At 64.2% G+C, this 17,613-nt stretch carries 13 protein-coding genes and 1 pseudogene; 6 read left to right on the top strand and 8 right to left on the bottom strand.

What is annotated here, in order from left to right:
- Positions 1 to 25: 25 nt before the first annotated feature.
- Both ACFYWX_RS29925 and ACFYWX_RS29920 read right to left on the bottom strand, forming a co-directional pair.
- A complete protein-coding gene (locus tag ACFYWX_RS29925; protein ID WP_389427304.1) occupies positions 26 to 463 on the bottom strand; it encodes an ATP-binding protein in 438 nt (145 codons plus the stop codon).
- A 276-nt stretch (positions 464 to 739) separates the two neighbouring features.
- Positions 740 to 1,480 (bottom strand): GntR family transcriptional regulator, encoded by a 741-nt coding sequence (locus tag ACFYWX_RS29920; RefSeq protein WP_389427302.1) that lies wholly within the window; start codon positions 1,478 to 1,480, stop codon positions 740 to 742.
- 82 nt (positions 1,481 to 1,562) lie between these two features.
- Between ACFYWX_RS29920 and ACFYWX_RS29915 the strand changes: the two genes are divergently transcribed.
- The gene (locus ACFYWX_RS29915) at positions 1,563 to 2,669 is read left to right on the top strand and encodes a DUF1152 domain-containing protein (RefSeq protein WP_389427300.1); all 1,107 of its coding nucleotides are present in this window, start codon (positions 1,563 to 1,565) and stop codon (positions 2,667 to 2,669) included.
- Positions 2,670 to 2,709: 40 nt separating this feature from the next.
- Here the strand turns inward: ACFYWX_RS29915 and ACFYWX_RS29910 are convergent, their stop codons facing one another.
- Entirely contained in the window at positions 2,710 to 4,506 is a 1,797-nt protein-coding gene (locus ACFYWX_RS29910; RefSeq protein ID WP_389427517.1) for an IS481 family transposase, read from the bottom strand.
- 672 nt (positions 4,507 to 5,178) lie between these two features.
- On the opposite strand from ACFYWX_RS29910, the gene ACFYWX_RS29905 reads away from it, so the two are divergent.
- Both ACFYWX_RS29905 and ACFYWX_RS29900 read left to right on the top strand, forming a co-directional pair.
- Positions 5,179 to 6,399, top strand: a complete 1,221-nt coding sequence (locus ACFYWX_RS29905) for an IS110 family transposase (protein WP_389427298.1) — start codon at positions 5,179 to 5,181, stop codon at positions 6,397 to 6,399.
- A 277-nt stretch (positions 6,400 to 6,676) separates the two neighbouring features.
- Complete coding sequence (locus tag ACFYWX_RS29900) at positions 6,677 to 7,915, top strand: IS256 family transposase (protein ID WP_389427296.1); 1,239 nt, start codon at positions 6,677 to 6,679, stop codon at positions 7,913 to 7,915.
- A 211-nt stretch (positions 7,916 to 8,126) separates the two neighbouring features.
- Here the strand turns inward: ACFYWX_RS29900 and ACFYWX_RS29895 are convergent, their stop codons facing one another.
- Both ACFYWX_RS29895 and ACFYWX_RS29890 read right to left on the bottom strand, forming a co-directional pair.
- Positions 8,127 to 11,114 (bottom strand): hypothetical protein, encoded by a 2,988-nt coding sequence (locus ACFYWX_RS29895; protein ID WP_389427294.1) that lies wholly within the window; start codon positions 11,112 to 11,114, stop codon positions 8,127 to 8,129.
- Positions 11,111 to 11,917, bottom strand: coding sequence for a hypothetical protein (locus tag ACFYWX_RS29890; RefSeq protein ID WP_389427292.1), 807 nt, complete (start codon positions 11,915 to 11,917; stop codon positions 11,111 to 11,113). The genes ACFYWX_RS29895 and ACFYWX_RS29890 overlap by 4 nt, the downstream gene beginning before the upstream one ends.
- A 692-nt stretch (positions 11,918 to 12,609) precedes the next feature.
- Here ACFYWX_RS29890 and ACFYWX_RS29885 point away from each other — a divergent pair.
- Positions 12,610 to 12,996: a hypothetical protein gene (locus ACFYWX_RS29885; protein ID WP_389427290.1), complete on the top strand. Its 387-nt coding sequence runs from the start codon at positions 12,610 to 12,612 to the stop codon at positions 12,994 to 12,996.
- A 659-nt stretch (positions 12,997 to 13,655) separates the two neighbouring features.
- Here the strand turns inward: ACFYWX_RS29885 and ACFYWX_RS29880 are convergent.
- The 3 genes and pseudogenes from ACFYWX_RS29880 to ACFYWX_RS29870 all read right to left on the bottom strand — a co-directional run bounded on the left by ACFYWX_RS29880 (position 13,656) and on the right by ACFYWX_RS29870 (position 16,169).
- On the bottom strand, positions 13,656 to 14,093 hold the full coding sequence (locus tag ACFYWX_RS29880) for a hypothetical protein (protein ID WP_389427288.1): 438 nt from the start codon (positions 14,091 to 14,093) through the stop codon (positions 13,656 to 13,658).
- 506 nt (positions 14,094 to 14,599) lie between these two features.
- A pseudogene (locus ACFYWX_RS29875) lies at positions 14,600 to 15,455 on the bottom strand (IS982 family transposase).
- A 15-nt stretch (positions 15,456 to 15,470) separates the two neighbouring features.
- Entirely contained in the window at positions 15,471 to 16,169 is a 699-nt protein-coding gene (locus ACFYWX_RS29870; protein ID WP_389427286.1) for a hypothetical protein, read from the bottom strand.
- A 432-nt stretch (positions 16,170 to 16,601) separates the two neighbouring features.
- Between ACFYWX_RS29870 and ACFYWX_RS29865 the strand changes: the two genes are divergently transcribed.
- Positions 16,602 to 16,865 carry a CopG family transcriptional regulator gene (locus ACFYWX_RS29865; RefSeq protein WP_389427285.1) on the top strand — a complete coding sequence of 88 codons (264 nt, stop codon included), beginning with the start codon at positions 16,602 to 16,604 and terminating at the stop codon, positions 16,863 to 16,865.
- Positions 16,862 to 17,275 (top strand): PIN domain-containing protein, encoded by a 414-nt coding sequence (locus ACFYWX_RS29860; protein ID WP_389427283.1) that lies wholly within the window; start codon positions 16,862 to 16,864, stop codon positions 17,273 to 17,275. Before ACFYWX_RS29865 ends, ACFYWX_RS29860 begins: the two co-directional genes overlap by 4 nt.
- Positions 17,276 to 17,613: the final 338 nt, after the last annotated feature.

Here is a 17,613-nt window from a genome sequence, read left to right as displayed (position 1 = left end):
GTACCAACAGAAGGTATTCCCCTGGTCACGACGGCCAGGCATCGGCGACCACAAAGGAGACCACCGTTCCGCCGAAGCAACTGGGTCCGGAGTGCCACGACGCGGCGATCGAGTCGACGAGCAGGAGCCCGCGACCGTGCGCGTCGTTGGCCTCCGGGCGCCTCAGCCGGACGTTCGCCGGGAAGCCCGGGTTGTGTACGTCGACCCGAAGCGAGGTCTCCTCGCGGAACCACTCCACCCGCACTACCCACGGGTCATCAGCCTGCCCGTAGGTGATGGCGTTGGTGACCAGTTCCGAGATCATCAGCGCGCAGTCCTCGACCGAGCAGGCCGGGTTGTAGGGGGCGATGAACTTCCGGAACCAGCGTCGCGCCCGGGGTACGGACTCCGGGGCCGGATGCAAGGTCATTGCTCCGAGTCGCGGTGAGTCCTCAGAGGGGTAGCGGTCGATCGTGTAAGCCATCCGCGCTCACTCCTTGCCGCTGCCGTCACAGTCGAGGCAGCGCCGCTTCGATGTGGCACGGGAGCGTTCGGCGGCAGCGGCAAGCACCAGGGACGCACGCGAACTGACCCGCTTCCAGCCACGCCCCCGGCAACCCCGGCAAGGTAAGTGCGCTCCCTGGTCCGGCCGCTGACTCGTCACTCCGTGCCTCCTTCCGATGAAGTGGCCTTAGCCACTTACTGGATGGTGGCATTAGCCACTCGCGGCGCGCAAGCCGTTCCCCGAAGTGATGAACCATCAGGTGAGCGGATACCCCTGCTCGAACGCCCAGCGCTGCGGCGGGTAGGTGGCTTCGGCGAACTCCAACGGCCGGTCCTGGAGGTCAAAGACGACGTGATGCACGATCAAGACAGCCGATCCCGGCTCAAGCTGGAGGTCTGCCGCCTCCTCGTCCGTCGCCTGCCGGGCACACATACGATCTTCGGCATAACTCCCCTGCCGCCCCGTCATATTCTCGACGTACATCAGGGTTCCCTCTTGGATCCGTTCCGGCTCCAGCAGCTTGGGCGCCCGCTGGCCTACATCCGGCGCGAACCACGAAGTGGACAGCGTGATGGGCCCGTCCTGATTGTTGGTGACCCGCCGGCGGTGCACAGCCCGACGATCCTTCACCAGGCCCAACGCCTCAGCAACGTGATCCGGTGCGTTCAGCCACCCCGCCGACGTGATCACCGCGTACTCGCCGGGCGTGTAGATCTTCCCGGTCTGCCTGGCCCGTCCGTACAACTCGCGCGCCCGTCGGTTCACTTCAAGGCTCCGCACGTACGTGCCGGACCCCTGCCGCTTCTCGACAAGCCCCTGATGACTCAGCGCTTCCAACGACCGCGCCGCCGTCGGCCGGGACACCTTCCAGTCCGCCGCCAACTGTCGCTCCGAGGGCACCTCGTCCCCCGGCCGCAGGTCACCCCGAAGGATCTGATCGCGGATGAAGTGCGCGATCTGGAGATACTTCGGCTGTGCCTCCTCAAGCTGAGGCATGTCTCCTCCTCGTCCAAGTGGCTATAGCCTCTAGCCACTATAGGGTGAGTGGTCAAGGGCCCGACCCCGTAGTCTTGGGCTCATGACGCGGTTGATCGTCGCAGCAGGAGGAGGGGGCGACGCAGTCGCCGCCGCAATGCTTGATGCCGCCCTCTACGGCGGCGACGACCAGGCGGTGATCCTCACGTACGCGTGGGACCGCTTGCTGATCGACCCACTGCCGGGCCCCCGAGGAGCCGACAACTTCACCAGCCTCGAACCGCTCACCCCAGCCGTCTGGAAGGTGCCGGCGGAAGCCCGCCCGATCGCACCAGCAGGTTCCACGCTCCCCCGCCTAGCGGCAGAGCTCCCCCACACCTTCGCGCTGATCGACCCGGGGCACGGCGCCGAGGGCGTCACACGCCAACTCGAAGATCTGGTGACCCACTTAAAGCCGACGTCAATCGATCTTTTGGACGTCGGCGGCGACGTGTTGGCCCGAGGCGACGAACCGACGCTGAAGAGCCCACTCGCCGACTCTGTGACGCTGGCAGCGTGCTGCCGGGTGAACGCGCCCATCCGCCTGTTGGTCGCAGGCCCCGGCCTGGACGGCGAGCTGTCACGCGAGGACTTGCGAGGCATGCTCGGCCCACTCGTCCACACCTTCACGGCGAAGGACGCGGAGCCGGTCAGCCCGGTTCTGGAGTGGCACCCTTCAGAGGCAACAGGCATGCTCGCGGCAACAGCCCGAGGCCTACGCGGCACGTGCGAGGTCCGAGATGCCGGTCTACCCATCCCCCTCACCGACGAGAGCCCGACGGTCCACGAGGTCGACCTGGACGAGGCACTGAGCCGCAACGAGTTGGCCCGCGCCATCATGTCGACAACCACCCTGGACCAGGTGGAGGCACTGAGCCGCGAGGTCTGCGGCTTCTCCGAAATCGACTATGAGCGCAACAAGGCCCTTTGGCTCAAGGAGAAACGGCCGGCGAAGCTCGATGCCGAGTCGGTGCTGCCGCAACTCGCCCAGTTCGAAGCAGAGGCCCGAAGCCGCGGAATCACTCACACTACGTTCCGCCACCTCACAGAGGTCCTGAACCTCGACGGCTCACAGCGCGATGACCTGCGCCGGCTGCTCATCGACAGCAAACCGGAGCGGTACACAGCCCCACTGTGGCACATCCCAGCGGCCATGTCTGATCCCAGCTGATGCACGACGTTCCGGTCCCACCTGAGGCTTGACGGTAGGCCTAGAGAACATGGGAAGCCCCGTGGGGCTTGTTCGCTTTCACGTTACGGACCGGGACGTCGGTCGTGCGGCGGATCACGCGGATCTGGCCGTCCAGTTCAACGGTGATCGTTGTGTCCGACACGTGCACGGTCACGGTCTGGCCTGCGTAGGGGCGGCCGAGGGAGACGGTCTGGCGGCAGACCATGACCGTGCCGACCGCGCTGACCCGCCGCTGCACCCGCACCGGCTCCACGCTGGGCCGTGGCGGAGGACCTGCGGGCCGCAGTCCGCGCAGACGCTGCACCTCATCGGGGGTGAGCGGGTTGGGCCGCACCCTCAGCAGCTCCCGCGAGGACAGGTCGAAGAACGACAGCGTCTCCTCGTCGATCCGGATGCCGACCTGGCGGCCGCCGAGGATCTCCGCCGCCAGGACCTGGCGCCCGCCCAGGTTCACCAGCCCGCTGTTGTTGACCACCCGGTACACCTCGAACGCGGCCTCATCGCCGGTGGGCAGCGGGGCCGGTCCGGCCGCACGTCCTCCCCGGGCGGCCAGCTGCGTGAGGTCCGCCACGGACAGGTGCGACCGCACGCTCTTGATCCGCGTCCCGGCGATCAGCACATGGATCACCGCGGTGTCGGCCCAGAACGTCACCGTCAACCCCGAGCGGGCCGGACCCAGCCAGAACTGCTTGCCCACGACCTGCAGGTTCCCACTCGCAGGCACCACCCGCTCGAACTCCACCGGCCCGCCCTCATCCACCTGAACCACCTCGGGCAGAGGGACAGGAGCAGGCACCACCTCGACCGGATCCGGCACCGCAGCGGGAGCCGTCCGCTGCTGCGGCACCAGCGTGAGCACTCCGGGAATCTTCAGACCCAGGACGTCCCGTTCCTGTTCGGGAACCGGGGTGAACCGGTCAGACGGGGACTGCATGTCCAGCGCCTGATGCGGCCGGACGGAGTTGTGCTCCTGAACCCACTCATCCAGCGCCGCCTGAGCAGCCCCGATGCTCTCGAACGCACCGCAGTCGTCGAGGAGTTCACGCCGCAGGGTCTGATGGAACCGCTCGACCTTGCCCGTCGTGGTCGGCGACGCCGGCTGCGTCAGCCGGTGCGCGATCCCGTTCTCCCGGCAGATCCGGTCGAACAACACCTCACCACCATGCCCGAACCGGTCGGTGAACTGCTTGCCGTTGTCGGTGAGCACCTCTTCCGGCACCCCGAACGCCTGCAAAGCCTGGGCGAATGCCGAGCACACCGCCCGCCCGGTCGCCCGCTCGACCACCGACGCGATCACGCAGTACCGGGAATGATCATCCACCCCCGTCACGACCTTGACCTCGGACAACTCCCCGGTCACCGGGTCGACCAGCATCACCCCGCCGACGATGTCCATCTGCCACAACTGCATCGGCCGGTCCCGCTGCCAGCGCTTGTAATCCGACCGCTTCCGGCGCCGCACCCCCGGCTCCACCAGCCCGTGACGCAAGAGGATCCGATACACGGTCATCCGCGACGGCACCGGCGTGACTGCCCCGGACCGCTCCAGCACATGAGCGATCCGCCGCGGCCCCCACCGTGGATGCTCACGCCGCAGCTCACACACGGCCGCCTCCACCTCGGCAGAAGCCTGATGGGGACACGAAGCAGGCCTACGCGACCGGTCCGCCAACCCGGCCAGACCCGAGGCGGCATACCGCGACTTCCACCCGCTGACCGTCTGCCTGGACACGCCCAGCTGCCTGGCGACTTCAGTCACCGTCGCACCCGCCAGCACGGCCAGCACAGCCCGGTATCTCTGCTCGACAACCGACAACTCCACCAGCGCCAATCCCGGCCTCCTGCCACACGCCGCAACGACGTGCACAGAAAAGCCGATCACGGCCACTGTCAACCATCACCTGGGACCGAAGTGTCAAGCATCTCCCGGGACCGGACACACATCCCAGCGGCCACCTGAGTAACAACCTTCTTTACGGGTTTCAAGGCGGCTCGCTCCGCTCCCCGCGCGCGGCCCGGCCCCCGGCCGGGCCTGCGCTCCTAATGGCGTCGTGAGACGTTGGTCTTGATCCTGCTGGCGAACGTCTTGAGTGAGCCGGCATGGGGTTATCCGTAGCCGCTCCTGAGGCCTGACCTCCCAAGACAGAGTCGGCCCCGCATGCCGGCTCACTCGTTCGTTCTTCGTTCTTCATCGTGTGGAGGGGGCGGGGCCGGCCCGCGCTCCTGCCTTCGTCCCGCGCGGACCGCCCCCGCCCCCTCCACCGAAAGACACAACAGCGGCATCGTTGGCCCGTGGTCCAAGCCGCCGCCAGGGAACACCTCTCACCGCTCGGCGAACGCTCAGTTCCGCAGCTGACCGAGACCCCTGACGACCGCTGGGATTGCGAACGACTGATCGGATGACGGGCCTTGAGCCCTGCCATTAGGAAGACGCGCAACCCCTGCCCGGCGAGGACCACCACACCACCGCCAACCAGAGGACACCCCTATGACCAGCGTGTTCTGCGGTATCGACTGGGCCACCGACCACCACGACATCGCCCTGCTCGACGAGACCGGCGCCCTCCTCGCCAAGCTCCGCATCGACGACAGCCCCCTGGGCCTGACCCATCTCCTCGACCTCCTGGCCCACCACGGCGACAACCCCAAAAACCCGATCCCCATCGCCATCGAGACCTCCCACGGGCTGCTGGTCGCCTGCCTGCGCTCCACCGGCCGACCGATCTACGTCATCAACCCACTCACCGCCGCCCGCTACCGCGACCGCTACGCCCTCAGCCGCAAGAAGTCCGACCACCTCGACGCCAAAGTCCTCGCCCACATCCTGCGCACCGACCCCGCCGAACACCGCCCCCTGCCCACAGACAGCCACCTCGCCCAGGCCATCACCGTCCTGGCCCGAGCCCAGCAGGACGCCGTCTGGGACCGCGTCCAAACCGGCAACCGGCTGCGCTCCCACCTGCGCGAATACTTCCCCGCATTCCTCACCGTCTTCCGCCACTTCCGCGAAGGCCTCGCCTCACCCGTCAGCCGCACCCTGCTCGCCGCGGCCCCCACACCCACGCAGGCCGCCCAGCTCACCCGCCCCCAACTGCGAGCCATCCTCAAAAAGGCCGGCCGCCAACGCGAGATCACCGGCGAGGTCGAACGCCTCCACGGCTTACTCCGCGAAGCGCAGATGCACCAACCACCCCTGGTCGAGGAGGCGATGGGCACCAAAGCCCTCGCCCTGCTGCGGCAGTTCGAGGCGGCCTGCACCAGCGCCGATGAGCTGGAGGCCGCGGTCGTCGACGCCTTCACCACTCACGAGGACGCCGAGATCATCACCAGTTTCCCCGGCCTCGGCAATCTCACCGGCGCCCGCGTCCTGGCCGAACTCGGCGACGACCACACCCGTTTCGCCACCGCCCGCGCCCTCAAGGCCTACGCCGGATCCGCCCCCATCACCAGATCCTCCGGACGAAAGACCACCGTCCTGGCCAGGCACATCAAGAACCAGCGCCTCGCCTCAGCCGGCTACAACTGGGCCTTCGCCGCCCTCACCGCATCCCCCGGAGCACGAGCCCACTACGACCGCCGCCGAGCGGCCGAAGAACGCCACGTCGCAGCACAACGCAACCTCTTCAACCGCCTACTCGGCTGCCTCCACCACTGCCTCACCCACCACATCCCCTACAGCGAACAGACCGCCTTCCCCGACACCGCTTGACTGATCAACCGCATCGGATGTCTGTCTCCGCCCCGCTCCAGCCCGGCCGGCGCCCGAGCCGCGCTCATAGCAATCAGCCACCAGACGCCAGAGAAGGGGCACGTCGTGGCTGGGGCGGTCGGCTCCACGGCTTTAGGCAGCCACTTTGCGTCCAGGGAAGTGGTGTACGGGTTCGACCTGATCCGGGGGTTTGCTCCGGCTTCAGGGTGATGCCCGCATAGATGAACGGCCACCGGCTGATCTTCGAAGTGTCGAAGCCTCGAAGGAGATCAGCACGATGACCGCACCCGACAGTCTGCCCCTGCACGCCCTCGCTGAGGACAACCTCGCCGCGGCGAGTCCCGATCTGCTGCGCGCGATGGTCAAGACATTCGCCGACGCCCTCATGTCCGCCGAAGCCGACGCCCTCTGCAACGCCGAATACGGGCAGGTCAGCGACGAACGCGTCAACCACCGCAACGGATATCGCCCGCGCGAGTGGGACACGAGGGCCGGCACCGTCGAACTGGCCATCCCCAAGCTGCGCCAGGGCAGTTACTTCCCGCACTGGCTCCTGGAACGCCGCCGCAGGGCCGAACAGGCCCTCATCTCGGTGGTCGCCACCGCCTACCTACTGGGCGTCTCCACCCGCCGGGTCGAGAAGCTCGCCGAGTCCCTCGGCGTCACCCAGCTGTCGAAGTCCCAGGTCAGCGCGATGGCCAAGCATCTGGACGAGCAAGTCGCCGCCTTCCGTAACCGGCCTCTGGACCAAGGCCCTTACACATTCGTCTGGGTCGACGCACTGACCCAGAAAGTCCGCGAGGGCGGCCGCATCATCAACATCCACGCCCTGATCGCGGTCGGCGTGAACGCCGACGGCCACCGCGAGATCCTCGGCCTTGACGTCGCCACCGCCGAGGACGGCGCCGGCTGGCTCGCCTTCCTGCGCTCGCTGACCGCCCGCGGCCTGTCCGGCGTCCAGCTGGTCATCTCCGACGCCCACACCGGCCTGGTGAACGCGATCGGCGCCGTCCTGCCCGGAGCCTCCTGGCAGCGATGCCGCACGCACTACGCCCGCAATCTGCTGAGCCAGGTTCCGAAGTCCGCCCAGCCGTGGGTGGCCACGCTGCTGCGGACCGTCTTCGAACAGCCCGACACCGACGCCGTCCAGGCCCAGATGCGGCACGTCCTGGACGCTTTGGAGAGCAAGTTCCCCAAGGCCGCCGCCCACTTGGACACCGCCCAGCACGACCTGCTGGCCTTCACCGCATTCCCGCGCGAGGTCTGGCGGCAGATCTGGTCGAACAATCCGCAGGAGCGGCTGAACAAGGAGATCCGCCGCCGCACCGACGTGGTCGGTATCTTCCCCGACCGCACCGCCGTCATCAGGCTGGTCGGCGCGGTGCTGGCCGAGCAGAACGACGAATGGACCGAGGCCCGCCGCTACATGGGACTCGACTTGCTGGCCAAGGCCCGTCTCCACCCGATCGAGTCAGAAACCGACGAAGCCGCCCTGCCCACCGAACTCACCGCATAGCCTCAAAACGAGATCACCGAGTGGCCGTCGATACACCACTCCCGCGGACGTGACCCCAGCCAGCCCAAAGCCGTTCCGCCGACCGCTCGCTGTTTTCCCATACCGACGCTCGCTAATTCTGCCACGTTGACATGAAATCGCTCTGGACGCCAAGAAAAATCTGGATCATTGCATTAGTCACTGTAAACCGCGACATAAATGGGAATGGCCATCATGGCACCCAGCCGGAAAAATAGGACCAAAATTCTTCTTGGCGGAAGGCGAGAAATTTGGGAAAAGATGAAACGACTGGCGCCTGCCGATGGCTTGCCTTGCTCGCCGTCGCAGCTAGTTCTACAAGATTCAATGCGCGTATAAATTCATCTCGGCGGAAACCCAGCCCCTGCAAAAGGCCAGCCACAGCGCCGAACTGCCCCGCATGCGCCGAACTCGCCGTCGCAGCCAGTGTGCCGACGTCCAAATCACTCAGAAACTCATCCCTTCTATTACCCAAACGCCCAGGCAGAGCAGCGACTCCCGCAAGCTGTCCCGAAGGCGCAGAGCTCGCCCTAACGGCGAGATCCCGTATACGCAACTCATCCAGAAACTCATCTCGCCTAGAGCTCACAGCGCTGAGCAATCCGGCCACAGCTACCAACTGGCCGGAATTGACGGAGCTCGCCATGACAGCCAAAGCTTGGACATCCAGTGCTCGAAGAAACTCCTCCCTCCGATAGTCCAAATGCTTGGGAAGGCCAGCGACCGCCGCTAGTTGCGCCGAACTAGCCAGAGCCACCGACGCGGCAAGTGCCCGCACATCCAATTCTCGGATGAATTCAGCACGCCGATATTGCACAGCTTTCAGCAAGCCAACAAGAGTCACCCATTGTCCCGGATGCGCTGTACTGGCAGTAGCCGCCACTCTACGGATATCCAAATTTCGAAGGAATTCATCCCGCCGAGAACCCATAACTTTCAGCAGCGCAGTCACGGCCCCAAGCTGCCCTGTGTGTTCTTTATTTGCCGTACCGGCCAACCTCCTGACATCCAATTCTCGCAGGAACTCATCCCGTCGATGCCCCAAACACGCGGGAAGGCTAGCGACCTCCGTAAGTTGCTCAGGCCTGACATCACTTGAAGCTGTTGCTATCTCGTGAATATTGAAGGAGTCAAGAAAGTCATCCCAACGATAGCCAAGATGTTTCACCAAGGCAGCCATGCCTATCACCATACTTGGAGTCCTGATGGCCGTAGCTCGGGATGACATATCAGCTTCATGGATAAACTCACCCCGGCGGTCTCTCAGGTGCTCCAGCAAACCGGCCATGGATCCAATTTGACCCGAATCAGCACTGTTCGCCGCGGCAGCCAAAGCACCAACATCCAAGCCACGGAGAAACTCATCCTGCCGATAATCCAGCACTTTAAGCAACCCAACAACAGTCACCAGCTGCCCAGAGTCACCCGCGCTCGCCGTAGCCGCCAACCTCCCGACATCCAATGCATCAAGAAATTCCCCCCGCCGGAAACCCAGACTCTGCAAAAGGCCAGCCACAGCGCCGAACTGCCCCGCATGCGCCGAATTTGCCGCAGCAGCCAAAGCACCAACATCCAAGCCACGGAGAAACTCATCCTGCCGATAATCCAGCACTTTAAGCAACCCAACAACAGTCACCAACTGCCCAGAGTCACCCGCGCTCGCCGTAGCCGCCAACCTCCCGACATCCAATGCATCAAGAAATTCCCCCCGCCGGAAACCCAGGCGCTCAGGCAAGCCAGCCATAGAGTCAATTTGACCCACATCAGCACTGCTCGCCGCAGCAGCCAAAGCACCAACATCCAAGCCACGGAGAAACTCATGCCTTTGGAACCCAATACTGTCCAATAGTCCAGCTATTCCAGGAAGGTCACTCGGTCCTCCCGTACTTGCGGTAGCAGCCAGCAATCGCACGTCCAGCTCACGAAGAAATTCCGGATATCGGCGGCCTAGCAGCTCCCGAAGTCTTGGTATCAGTACAAGTTGAGCTGGGTTGGCCTTCTCGGCCATGTCTACGAAGGAGCGAATGTTCAAGGCGGTCGAAAGCAATTCTTTTCGACTATCAAGAATCTTGAAGAATTCTACGAGGGGTGTGATATGCGTTAGCTTCATTCGACTTACTGTCTCGGCCAACTGCGTAAAATCGACGTACTCTAGCAGTTCATAGCGACGTTCACCGAGAAGTTTGAGAAGTTCTGATACAACCGGAATTCGCGTAAGGCTGGCCCGACTGACGCTCTCAGCGAGTGTCTCCATGTCGAGCCAGATCAACAAGTCTTCAGCCTGCTCACCCATCAAGCGGAGGAGTTTCACCAAGGAAGCGAACTGTGGCGCCCAGGCGCGGCGAGCAGCAGCAGCGAGGGTTGCCATGTTCATAGAGGCCAGCAACTCATTCCGACGAAAATCAATCGCTTCCATAATGGCTGCTACTGCTGGCAACTCGCCGTAATCAGCCTTCATGGCAGACGCCCCGATTTTATCCACATCCAAGGCGCTTATAAGTCGGATGTGTATATCGCCTAGTTGACTAACATGCTTGATGCAAGCAGCTGCGTGGCCAAGATCTTTTACATCGCTCGCATTTATTTCCGTCGCCAGACCGAGAGGTGACAGACACGTCAAAGTGTGATGCACCCTTCGGTCTTGGCTGCGCCCCAGAACCCTCAACAGTCCAGCCATAGAGTCGAGGCCGAGTTTTTCTGGCTTGTCAAGATAGTCGCAGAAGAACTCATTTCCCTCCTCAACGAGCAAACCAAGCTTACTTCCGACATCCTCGCAAAGGGCCCCGAGGAAGCGAAGGCCCTGGGGTTTTGCTTGAAGTATTTTAGGGATGCTCCTAACCAGATCCTCAGCAATCTCATCACGGGAAAGGGACAGGCGCACTACAAAACGAGCAAAATTGTAATGGAGGATTCTGACGCTAACACTTGATTCTCCCTCGATGCTCCTCAAAAGCAGTGGTCCGCGCGACTCTGTTTTCCGTGAGAGTTTTGCCAATACGCGGTCATAATTGGTCTCGGCCAGGCTGTCCCGTGCCCATCCAAGGGATAGGGAGAGTTCGTGAAGCAGGTTCTGCAGGTTGGCACGGTGAACGGATGGGGAACCACTCGCAACGGCCTTGGCTGAAACGGCAAAAAGCGCCAGCAATTCAATATTTTTTAGCGCTTTCAGGCTCTTCTTCAACCTCGCATTTCCTCCAGATGCAAGGAATGCGAAGTGCCATGCTGTTCTGGCGTCACGATACGCCATGGGGGCAATCCGCCCAACTGGTCAAATATTTGCGGATACTCCCTCAGAGTGGCGGAATAGAAGTCCGTTTGTTTCGGCGCCAGCTTATCATAATCGATCTTTACCGAATTCTCCAGCTCTTCCCCTGCAACGCTTTCTGGGTTCTGAGTTCGTATCCAGAGGGTCTTAGTGTCGCGCTCACTTACAGCCCTTTGGAGGAGTTCACGAACGACGTCTCCGATCCAGGTCTCGTCCGCTAGGTGTGCATCATCAATGATCACAAATCGCAGACGCCCTTTCAGCGCGTCCAGCTCTCCCTCAAGTTCCACATGAAATTGCGTTCGAGAGACTCCGATAGCCCTATCCCAATGCAGCTGATATGTTTTATGTCGGTGTTGTAGGGCTTGAGCGACGTGGTAAGCGAGGAGTGATTTGCCCTCTCCAGGTCCGCCAGTGATTGTCGCCGTCCCTTCTGCTTTCAATTGGTCTACGACTATTTGACACTCGTCAGGACGGGGAGCGAGTGAGGCGAAATGTGGGCGCGAGCTTTCGCCGCGGATTAGGCTGGCCAGGGCCGTCGCGCGGTCGGGTGTACTGAAAGAAATTTGGGTGAAAAACGCCCTGCTGGAACCATATTTATGGACCAATATGCCTATGGATATAGCAAGAGCTAGGGAGGCTGAGGCCAAAGCATAGCCCCACTTGTCCCCCAAGAACGGGCTAACGCAGAAACCAAGCACGCCAAGCACGGATGCCACAGCTGCGAATGGTGCTGAGGCCCAAACTCTCGCTACTTGTCGCCGTCTCCTCTTCCGGATGTGAGCGTGTTGGATGAGGAAGCCGACCCCTGGCTTCAGCCTGCCGACCGGCCCCGCCCAAGCTCTGTGCACCCTCAGAGACACTTGCCGGCGCATGGGTGCCCACATGCAGTCCACGCTAGTACCGGTCGGGCGATCCCGCACATGGGGGACTCGATTGATTCCAACCTTGCGCCTTCAGAAATGCCGCGGGATTGGTTGTAGCGATGCAGCTCGACATCGCCGAAAGATCCGCAGCGACAGAAGCAGTGCAGCCAGGAAACGTCCACTCGACTATCCACCGGTCGGTTTCTCTCCGCGGACAGTAGAGCAGCGAAGTACTGCAGCCGTCACTGCCATAGCCCCGCTAACGGCCCTGACCGCGAACTGACCAGCTCACTGGACTTGAATTCCTCTGTAGCCGAACGTCCAGGACGAAGAGGTCCGTACCCGACCCGTGCCAGATCGTGCGGGGAACCACGGGGAACCCCGGGGAACCAGTCGACCGCCCACCAAGCGCCAACGCCACTCCGCCGCAGGTCAGCCCCGGAAGGAGCCCTGGATGCCCTTAGCTTCCCAAGCTGAGGGCCTGCCAGGGCGCCGAAGTGGGCACTTCCACGTCGAGGCTGGCCGCCGTCATGGACGATGACCGCATGCGGTACTTCAACGGAACAGGCTGGCTCGCAATCTTCACCGGCACGGAGACGACGATCGGTCGGACAGCGCACGTGGACGCCTGGGACGAGGCGACGGGCGTGGCACTTGTGGTCGATCCCAAACGCGGTACCCGCCGCCCCGTGACGGACTACCCAGATTTCTCCCACCTGGAGCAAGCCGACCAGGTGGTAGCCGCCGTACCAGGTGGCGGCTGGCGCGCGTACTGGAAGGACGAAGGGCCCAGCAACGGGCCATTGACCGAGCAGGTTCTTGCTTGGCTGGTCACGGCCAGAGGACGCGCCACCCCGATCACCGTCGACGCCCACGGACACGTGGACGACGCTGAGAGCGCCGATCGCCTTATCCCACCTGGGGAAGAGTGAGGGAGCCTCCCCGGCACCGCCGTTCAGTGGAGGTGGCGACCGCCGGCCTCCTGGAGGATGAGGGGGGTGGGGATCTACGGCCTGCAACATAGTCCCGAGGTGGCTCCCGGGGACCTTTATGCCCACCCCCCTTGACCGCGGACCTCGAAGGTTCTCTGACCGGTCTCACTCCACCAGGCAAACTAGCAAGTGGCACTGACAACGGTCCGGGCCCAGGAGGAGCGACGGTGCCTCGCCGCTGTACAGCACCGAAGTGCAGCCACCCCAGCGCTTCTGACATCCACGGCTGACATCAACGACGCCGGACGGGGGCGTACATCAGCGACTCGGTCCGGCCGCCGCACCAGTCGACGACGCCAGCAGGAGCGGGCTTGGATCGAACTCCTAAAGCGGGTGTCGCAGGTTCAAATCCTGCCGATGGCTCCGGGTAAAAGGCCCCGGACCGACCATGGTCCGGGGCCTTTTACCTCGTTTTAGACCCCCGACGGAATCTGCCCATGTTGATTATAGCAAATGGGTTCCGTCAGTCAGACGTGATCTGATTTGGAGTCTCAGTGCCGAGCGGCCAGCGCAGGGCTGCCGGGCGTAAGATTGGCCCAGCAGCCTTTAATATCAGGCCTGGAGTTTAGAATCGCACCTTAGCGGAATGGCCTAAATTCTTACTTGCGCCTTTGAGTCTTGTAAACCCAGGTGCCTGCGGTGCCTGCCGCAACATACAAGACTGGCTGCGCCTCTGGAGGGACCCCAAGAGGCCCTCCGAACACGAGACCTGCGAAGATCAGCAGGGAAACTCCAGCTTGGGTGAGAAACTTCCAAGCTTCCATGCGGCGTTCGTGCCGCGCACGCAGGCGGGCCAGCTGTTGGGGCGACCCGTCGAGGCGTTGGAACTTTTCACCCTTACGGATACGTACATAGTGATCACCTCCTCCATCGACGACTTCCGGCCGCCAGCTCTGCTGGGAGTCGCCTGCAATCCAAATAATTTCGTCACCATTCCGGTGGACGCTTCCCAACTCTTCCGGCGGGGCCACAACTTCCTTGACCTCGACTGGCACCGGCACTTGTGAGTTGGGGTTGAGGTTGCCGTTGGTACTCATGCGAGTATTCCTTTCTTCAGTGTTTGGGGAATGAATTCCTCCTACTAGATCGTCTTCGCCCAGGGGCGCCCAACTGGCGCTCCACGGCGCCGACTTAGTCAGGATAGAGGCGAGTGGGGCTGCAGGAGGGTGGTCTGCTGCGTCTGGTCCGCCCCAAACCGCGAGGCTGAGCTCGCAGACCAGCGCGGACGCAATGGCAGGGCGCTAGTCAGTGGCGCGAGGCGCCGCCCTTCCCAGGGAGGTGCCTAAGATTCACCGCGGTCGGCACACGATGCGAGGCATCGGTTGCGAAGACCTCCGCCACGTAGGAAGCCGGGCAATCGTTCGAGGCAGACGCCCCGGACCATTTACATCGCGTTCGAGCGGCTCCTCGCCGCCGAGGGCAACCGGCGCCGTGTGCGCATCGGTCGCACCAACTCGAGGAACAGTCTGTCGTTCCGGCGGGCCCCGTGGCTCTCGGATGGGCCGACACCAAGTCACGCCTAGATGAGGAGTTCCGATGTGGCTCAGTGATCGTAGGCGATCAGTGACCTGGTGATGGGTGTGCCGATGGTGCGGTTATGCCAGATGGCGCAGGTCATCGCCAGGATCCGCTGGGCCACCCGGACGCGGACGCCTTCGATGGTGCGTCCGCCGTGCTGTTCGAGATCGAGCGGGCCTTTGAGGGTGTCGTTGACCGACTCGATCAGCTGTTGCACCGTCTTGAGCAGGGATTCTCCCGGCCGTGTAGGAGGGCCGCGGCAGGCTCACGCCGCGAGCGGCGAGGAAGCGGTCGAGTTCGGCGGCCATGTAGCCCTTGTCCGCCAGGATCAGCAGGCCGGGACGGTCGGCGGGCAGGTGCGGTTTGTTATCGATGAGCGCGGCCAGGACATGTCATTCGTCGCTCTTGGGATCAGCCAGGGCCCAGGTGACGGGCAGTCCGGCCGCGGGGTGCATACCAGGTGCAGTTCAGGCACAGTAGAAGCGGGAGCGGGAGCGGCAGTAGCCGTAGTTGGCCCAGCCGGCCAGGTCCGAACGGCGCACGGTCTCGCGGGAACGGGCGCATTCGACGGGGGTGGAGTCCACCACCCACAGGTCGTGCAGCCACAGGTCGGTGTCGGCAGCCAGGGACCGGATCGCCCGTTTGACCAGCGGCAGAGCGGCCCGCAGGCGCTTGTTGCAGGCCGGACGCTGGGGCAGGTAGGGGAACAGGCCGTGCAGATGCGCGTGGGCGAAGCGCAGCCAGCGAGCCTCGCAGTGAAGGCCGAGCATGGCCTGGGCCACGGCCAGCGTCACCAGTTCCGCATCAGTCAGCCGAGGCGGCCGTCCGCGCCATCGCGGGGTCTTCAAGCGGTCCTCGACATGCACGCACAGTGCCGTCAAGAGGGTGGCCGATCCTCAGCCTGGAGCTCTTCCGGTGTCGGTCCACCGCTTGCCCGCCTGCGGCAGTGTGCGGTGCACTGTCACCTGGCCCCAGCCCTCGGCGGGCAGCACGCAGTTGGGCAGAGACACCCCGACCGCTTCGGCGGGGCGCAGCCCGGCGTAGTACATCCCGGCGAACAGCCCGACCAGCCGTCGTCCATGTGCCCGCCGGTAACCGCCGACGTAGGAGACCGCGCACAGTAGGGAACGTGCCTGGCTGAGGTTGGCGACCACCCGCGGGTCGACCTGGTCGACGGTCTCAGCCACGGTCCACTTGATGGGAGCAAGCGGGTCGGCGGGCAACTTGCGCTGCTCGACGGCGTACCGCACGGCGTTGACCAGGACCTTGTGCTTGTGCCGCTGCGTCTCGGCCGCCGCCACCGCGCCATCCTGATTGAGCCGCAGTGCTGTCAGCAGGGACCGCATCACGGCCGGGTCCATCAGAACGGCCAGGTGACGTGAGGCTCCCGCCACCCAGCGCAGGGCCAGCCGGACGTCAGCCGGCATCTGACGCAACTCCGGGCGTGGGACGACGAACGCCCAGCCCCGCATCGCCCGCCGGAGCAGTTCATCGCTCGGACGGCCCCGCACGTCCCGCAGCATCGCCCGGGTGATCTCACACAGCGCGTCGTTGGTCTCGTCCCGGGTCTTCGCCGCGATCAGCGGCCACCTCATCTCCATGTACTCCAGAGCAGAGGCATACCAGCTGGCCCCAGCCGCGCGACCCTGTGACGAGCCACGACTGATCCCCGCAGGGGACTCATCCGCAACGCCTTGTCGAACGGCACGGAGGAGCACAGCGCCCAGGTCATCGGCCAGGGCCCTGATATCCGTCGCACCCGCCGTGCGTCGGTCGGCCACGGCCCTTCCTCCACGTCTCCGGCCGGGGACTCCGCGCGCCTGAGATGTCGAGTTCCTCATGACGTCCACCACCTCTCTGACGCGTGAACGTCCCGGAATGCCCATATCAAACCCAGCAGCAACAACGCCCCCCGGAGTCCCGCCGTACGCCCAGACCCAGATGCGAACTCGCGTCGGACCAGCACCGCGGCGACTCTCTCTGCCGACCCATTCGACCAAGGGAGGATGCAAGGTAGGATAGGTAGCATGAGCGAGCCTACCGGCAAGTACTCGATCACCATGCCGCGCGATATCGCCGAAGCAGCCAAGGCCCGCAGTGGCCCCTCCGGACTGTCCGCTTACGTCGCCGCAGCCGTCGCCCGCCAGATCGAGCGGGACAACCTCAACGAACTCATCACGGTGGCAGAGGCCGAACACGGCCCCATCACCGACGAAGAGATTCAAGCTCTGCGCGACCAACTCCACCAAGCCCGCGAGCAGCAGACCCAAGGCGGGACGAACGCCGCGTGACCCCCTCCCCCGCCACCCCCGGCGGCACCCTGGTCCTCGACAGCGAAGGGCTGGCCAAGGCAGTCCTGCGCGACCGCACGGTCACCGGCTGGCTCGCCCTCGCCCGCGCCGACGACCTACGGGTGATCACTTCCGCAGCCACCCTCGTGGAAGTGATCCACCCACGGATCAATCGCCCAGCTCTGGAATGGACCCTGTCCCGCCTCGTCATCGAACCGGTCACCGAGCCCATCGCCCGTCACGCCGCCGCCCTCCTTGCCGACGCCGGCCTGCACGGCCACAAGTACGCCATCGACGCCATGCTCAGCGCCACGGCGCTGGCCGCCCCCGGCCCCGTCACCGTCCTCACCTCTGGCCCCGAGGACCTCGCCACGCTCTGCCGCGGGTGCGTCACCGTCATCAAGATCTGACGGGACGCCGCCCGCCCGATCAGTCACGAGGCCCACACCTACATGCAGCCGGCCGACCTCGAGCCATCGGACGGCAGCAGCCAGGCCCGACTGCTACGCATGCGTTCTGACGCATCGAGCAGGCCATCCCCTGGGACGCATCGCCTGCCCCTACTCTCCGCGTCCCGCTCGAGACCGGTCACCTGGTGCCCGGCCCTCTCGGCAAAGTGCGGTGCGCAGTCGTCGCCAGCAGATGACGGCGCAGCCGAGAGCGACGAACGCGTGGTGGAGGTCGTGTCAGGAGTCGTTATTCGGTTGCCGCTCCCGGTGTCCGCCCCTCACCATGGGCCAGACACCGG

Source organism: Streptomyces sp. NPDC002888 (assembly GCF_042888465.1).
Lineage (GTDB): Bacteria > Actinomycetota > Actinomycetes > Streptomycetales > Streptomycetaceae > Streptomyces.
This window is presented reverse-complemented; position numbering and strand designations above follow the sequence as displayed.

What these genes read in the sequence shown, in the direction of transcription:
- ACFYWX_RS29915 (WP_389427300.1), top strand. Translation starts at nt 1,563, where the DNA reads ATGACGCGGTTGATCGTCGCAGCAGGAGGAGGGGGCGACGCAGTCGCC.
- ACFYWX_RS29870 (WP_389427286.1), bottom strand. Translation starts at nt 16,169, where the DNA reads ATGAGGTGGCCGCTGATCGCGGCGAAGACCCGGGACGAGACCAACGAC.
- ACFYWX_RS29885 (WP_389427290.1), top strand. Translation starts at nt 12,610, where the DNA reads ATGCGGTACTTCAACGGAACAGGCTGGCTCGCAATCTTCACCGGCACG.
- ACFYWX_RS29920 (WP_389427302.1), bottom strand. Translation starts at nt 1,480, where the DNA reads ATGCCTCAGCTTGAGGAGGCACAGCCGAAGTATCTCCAGATCGCGCAC.
- ACFYWX_RS29900 (WP_389427296.1), top strand. Translation starts at nt 6,677, where the DNA reads ATGACCGCACCCGACAGTCTGCCCCTGCACGCCCTCGCTGAGGACAAC.
- ACFYWX_RS29880 (WP_389427288.1), bottom strand. Translation starts at nt 14,093, where the DNA reads ATGAGTACCAACGGCAACCTCAACCCCAACTCACAAGTGCCGGTGCCA.
- ACFYWX_RS29865 (WP_389427285.1), top strand. Translation starts at nt 16,602, where the DNA reads ATGAGCGAGCCTACCGGCAAGTACTCGATCACCATGCCGCGCGATATC.
- ACFYWX_RS29905 (WP_389427298.1), top strand. Translation starts at nt 5,179, where the DNA reads ATGACCAGCGTGTTCTGCGGTATCGACTGGGCCACCGACCACCACGAC.
- ACFYWX_RS29925 (WP_389427304.1), bottom strand. Translation starts at nt 463, where the DNA reads ATGGCTTACACGATCGACCGCTACCCCTCTGAGGACTCACCGCGACTC.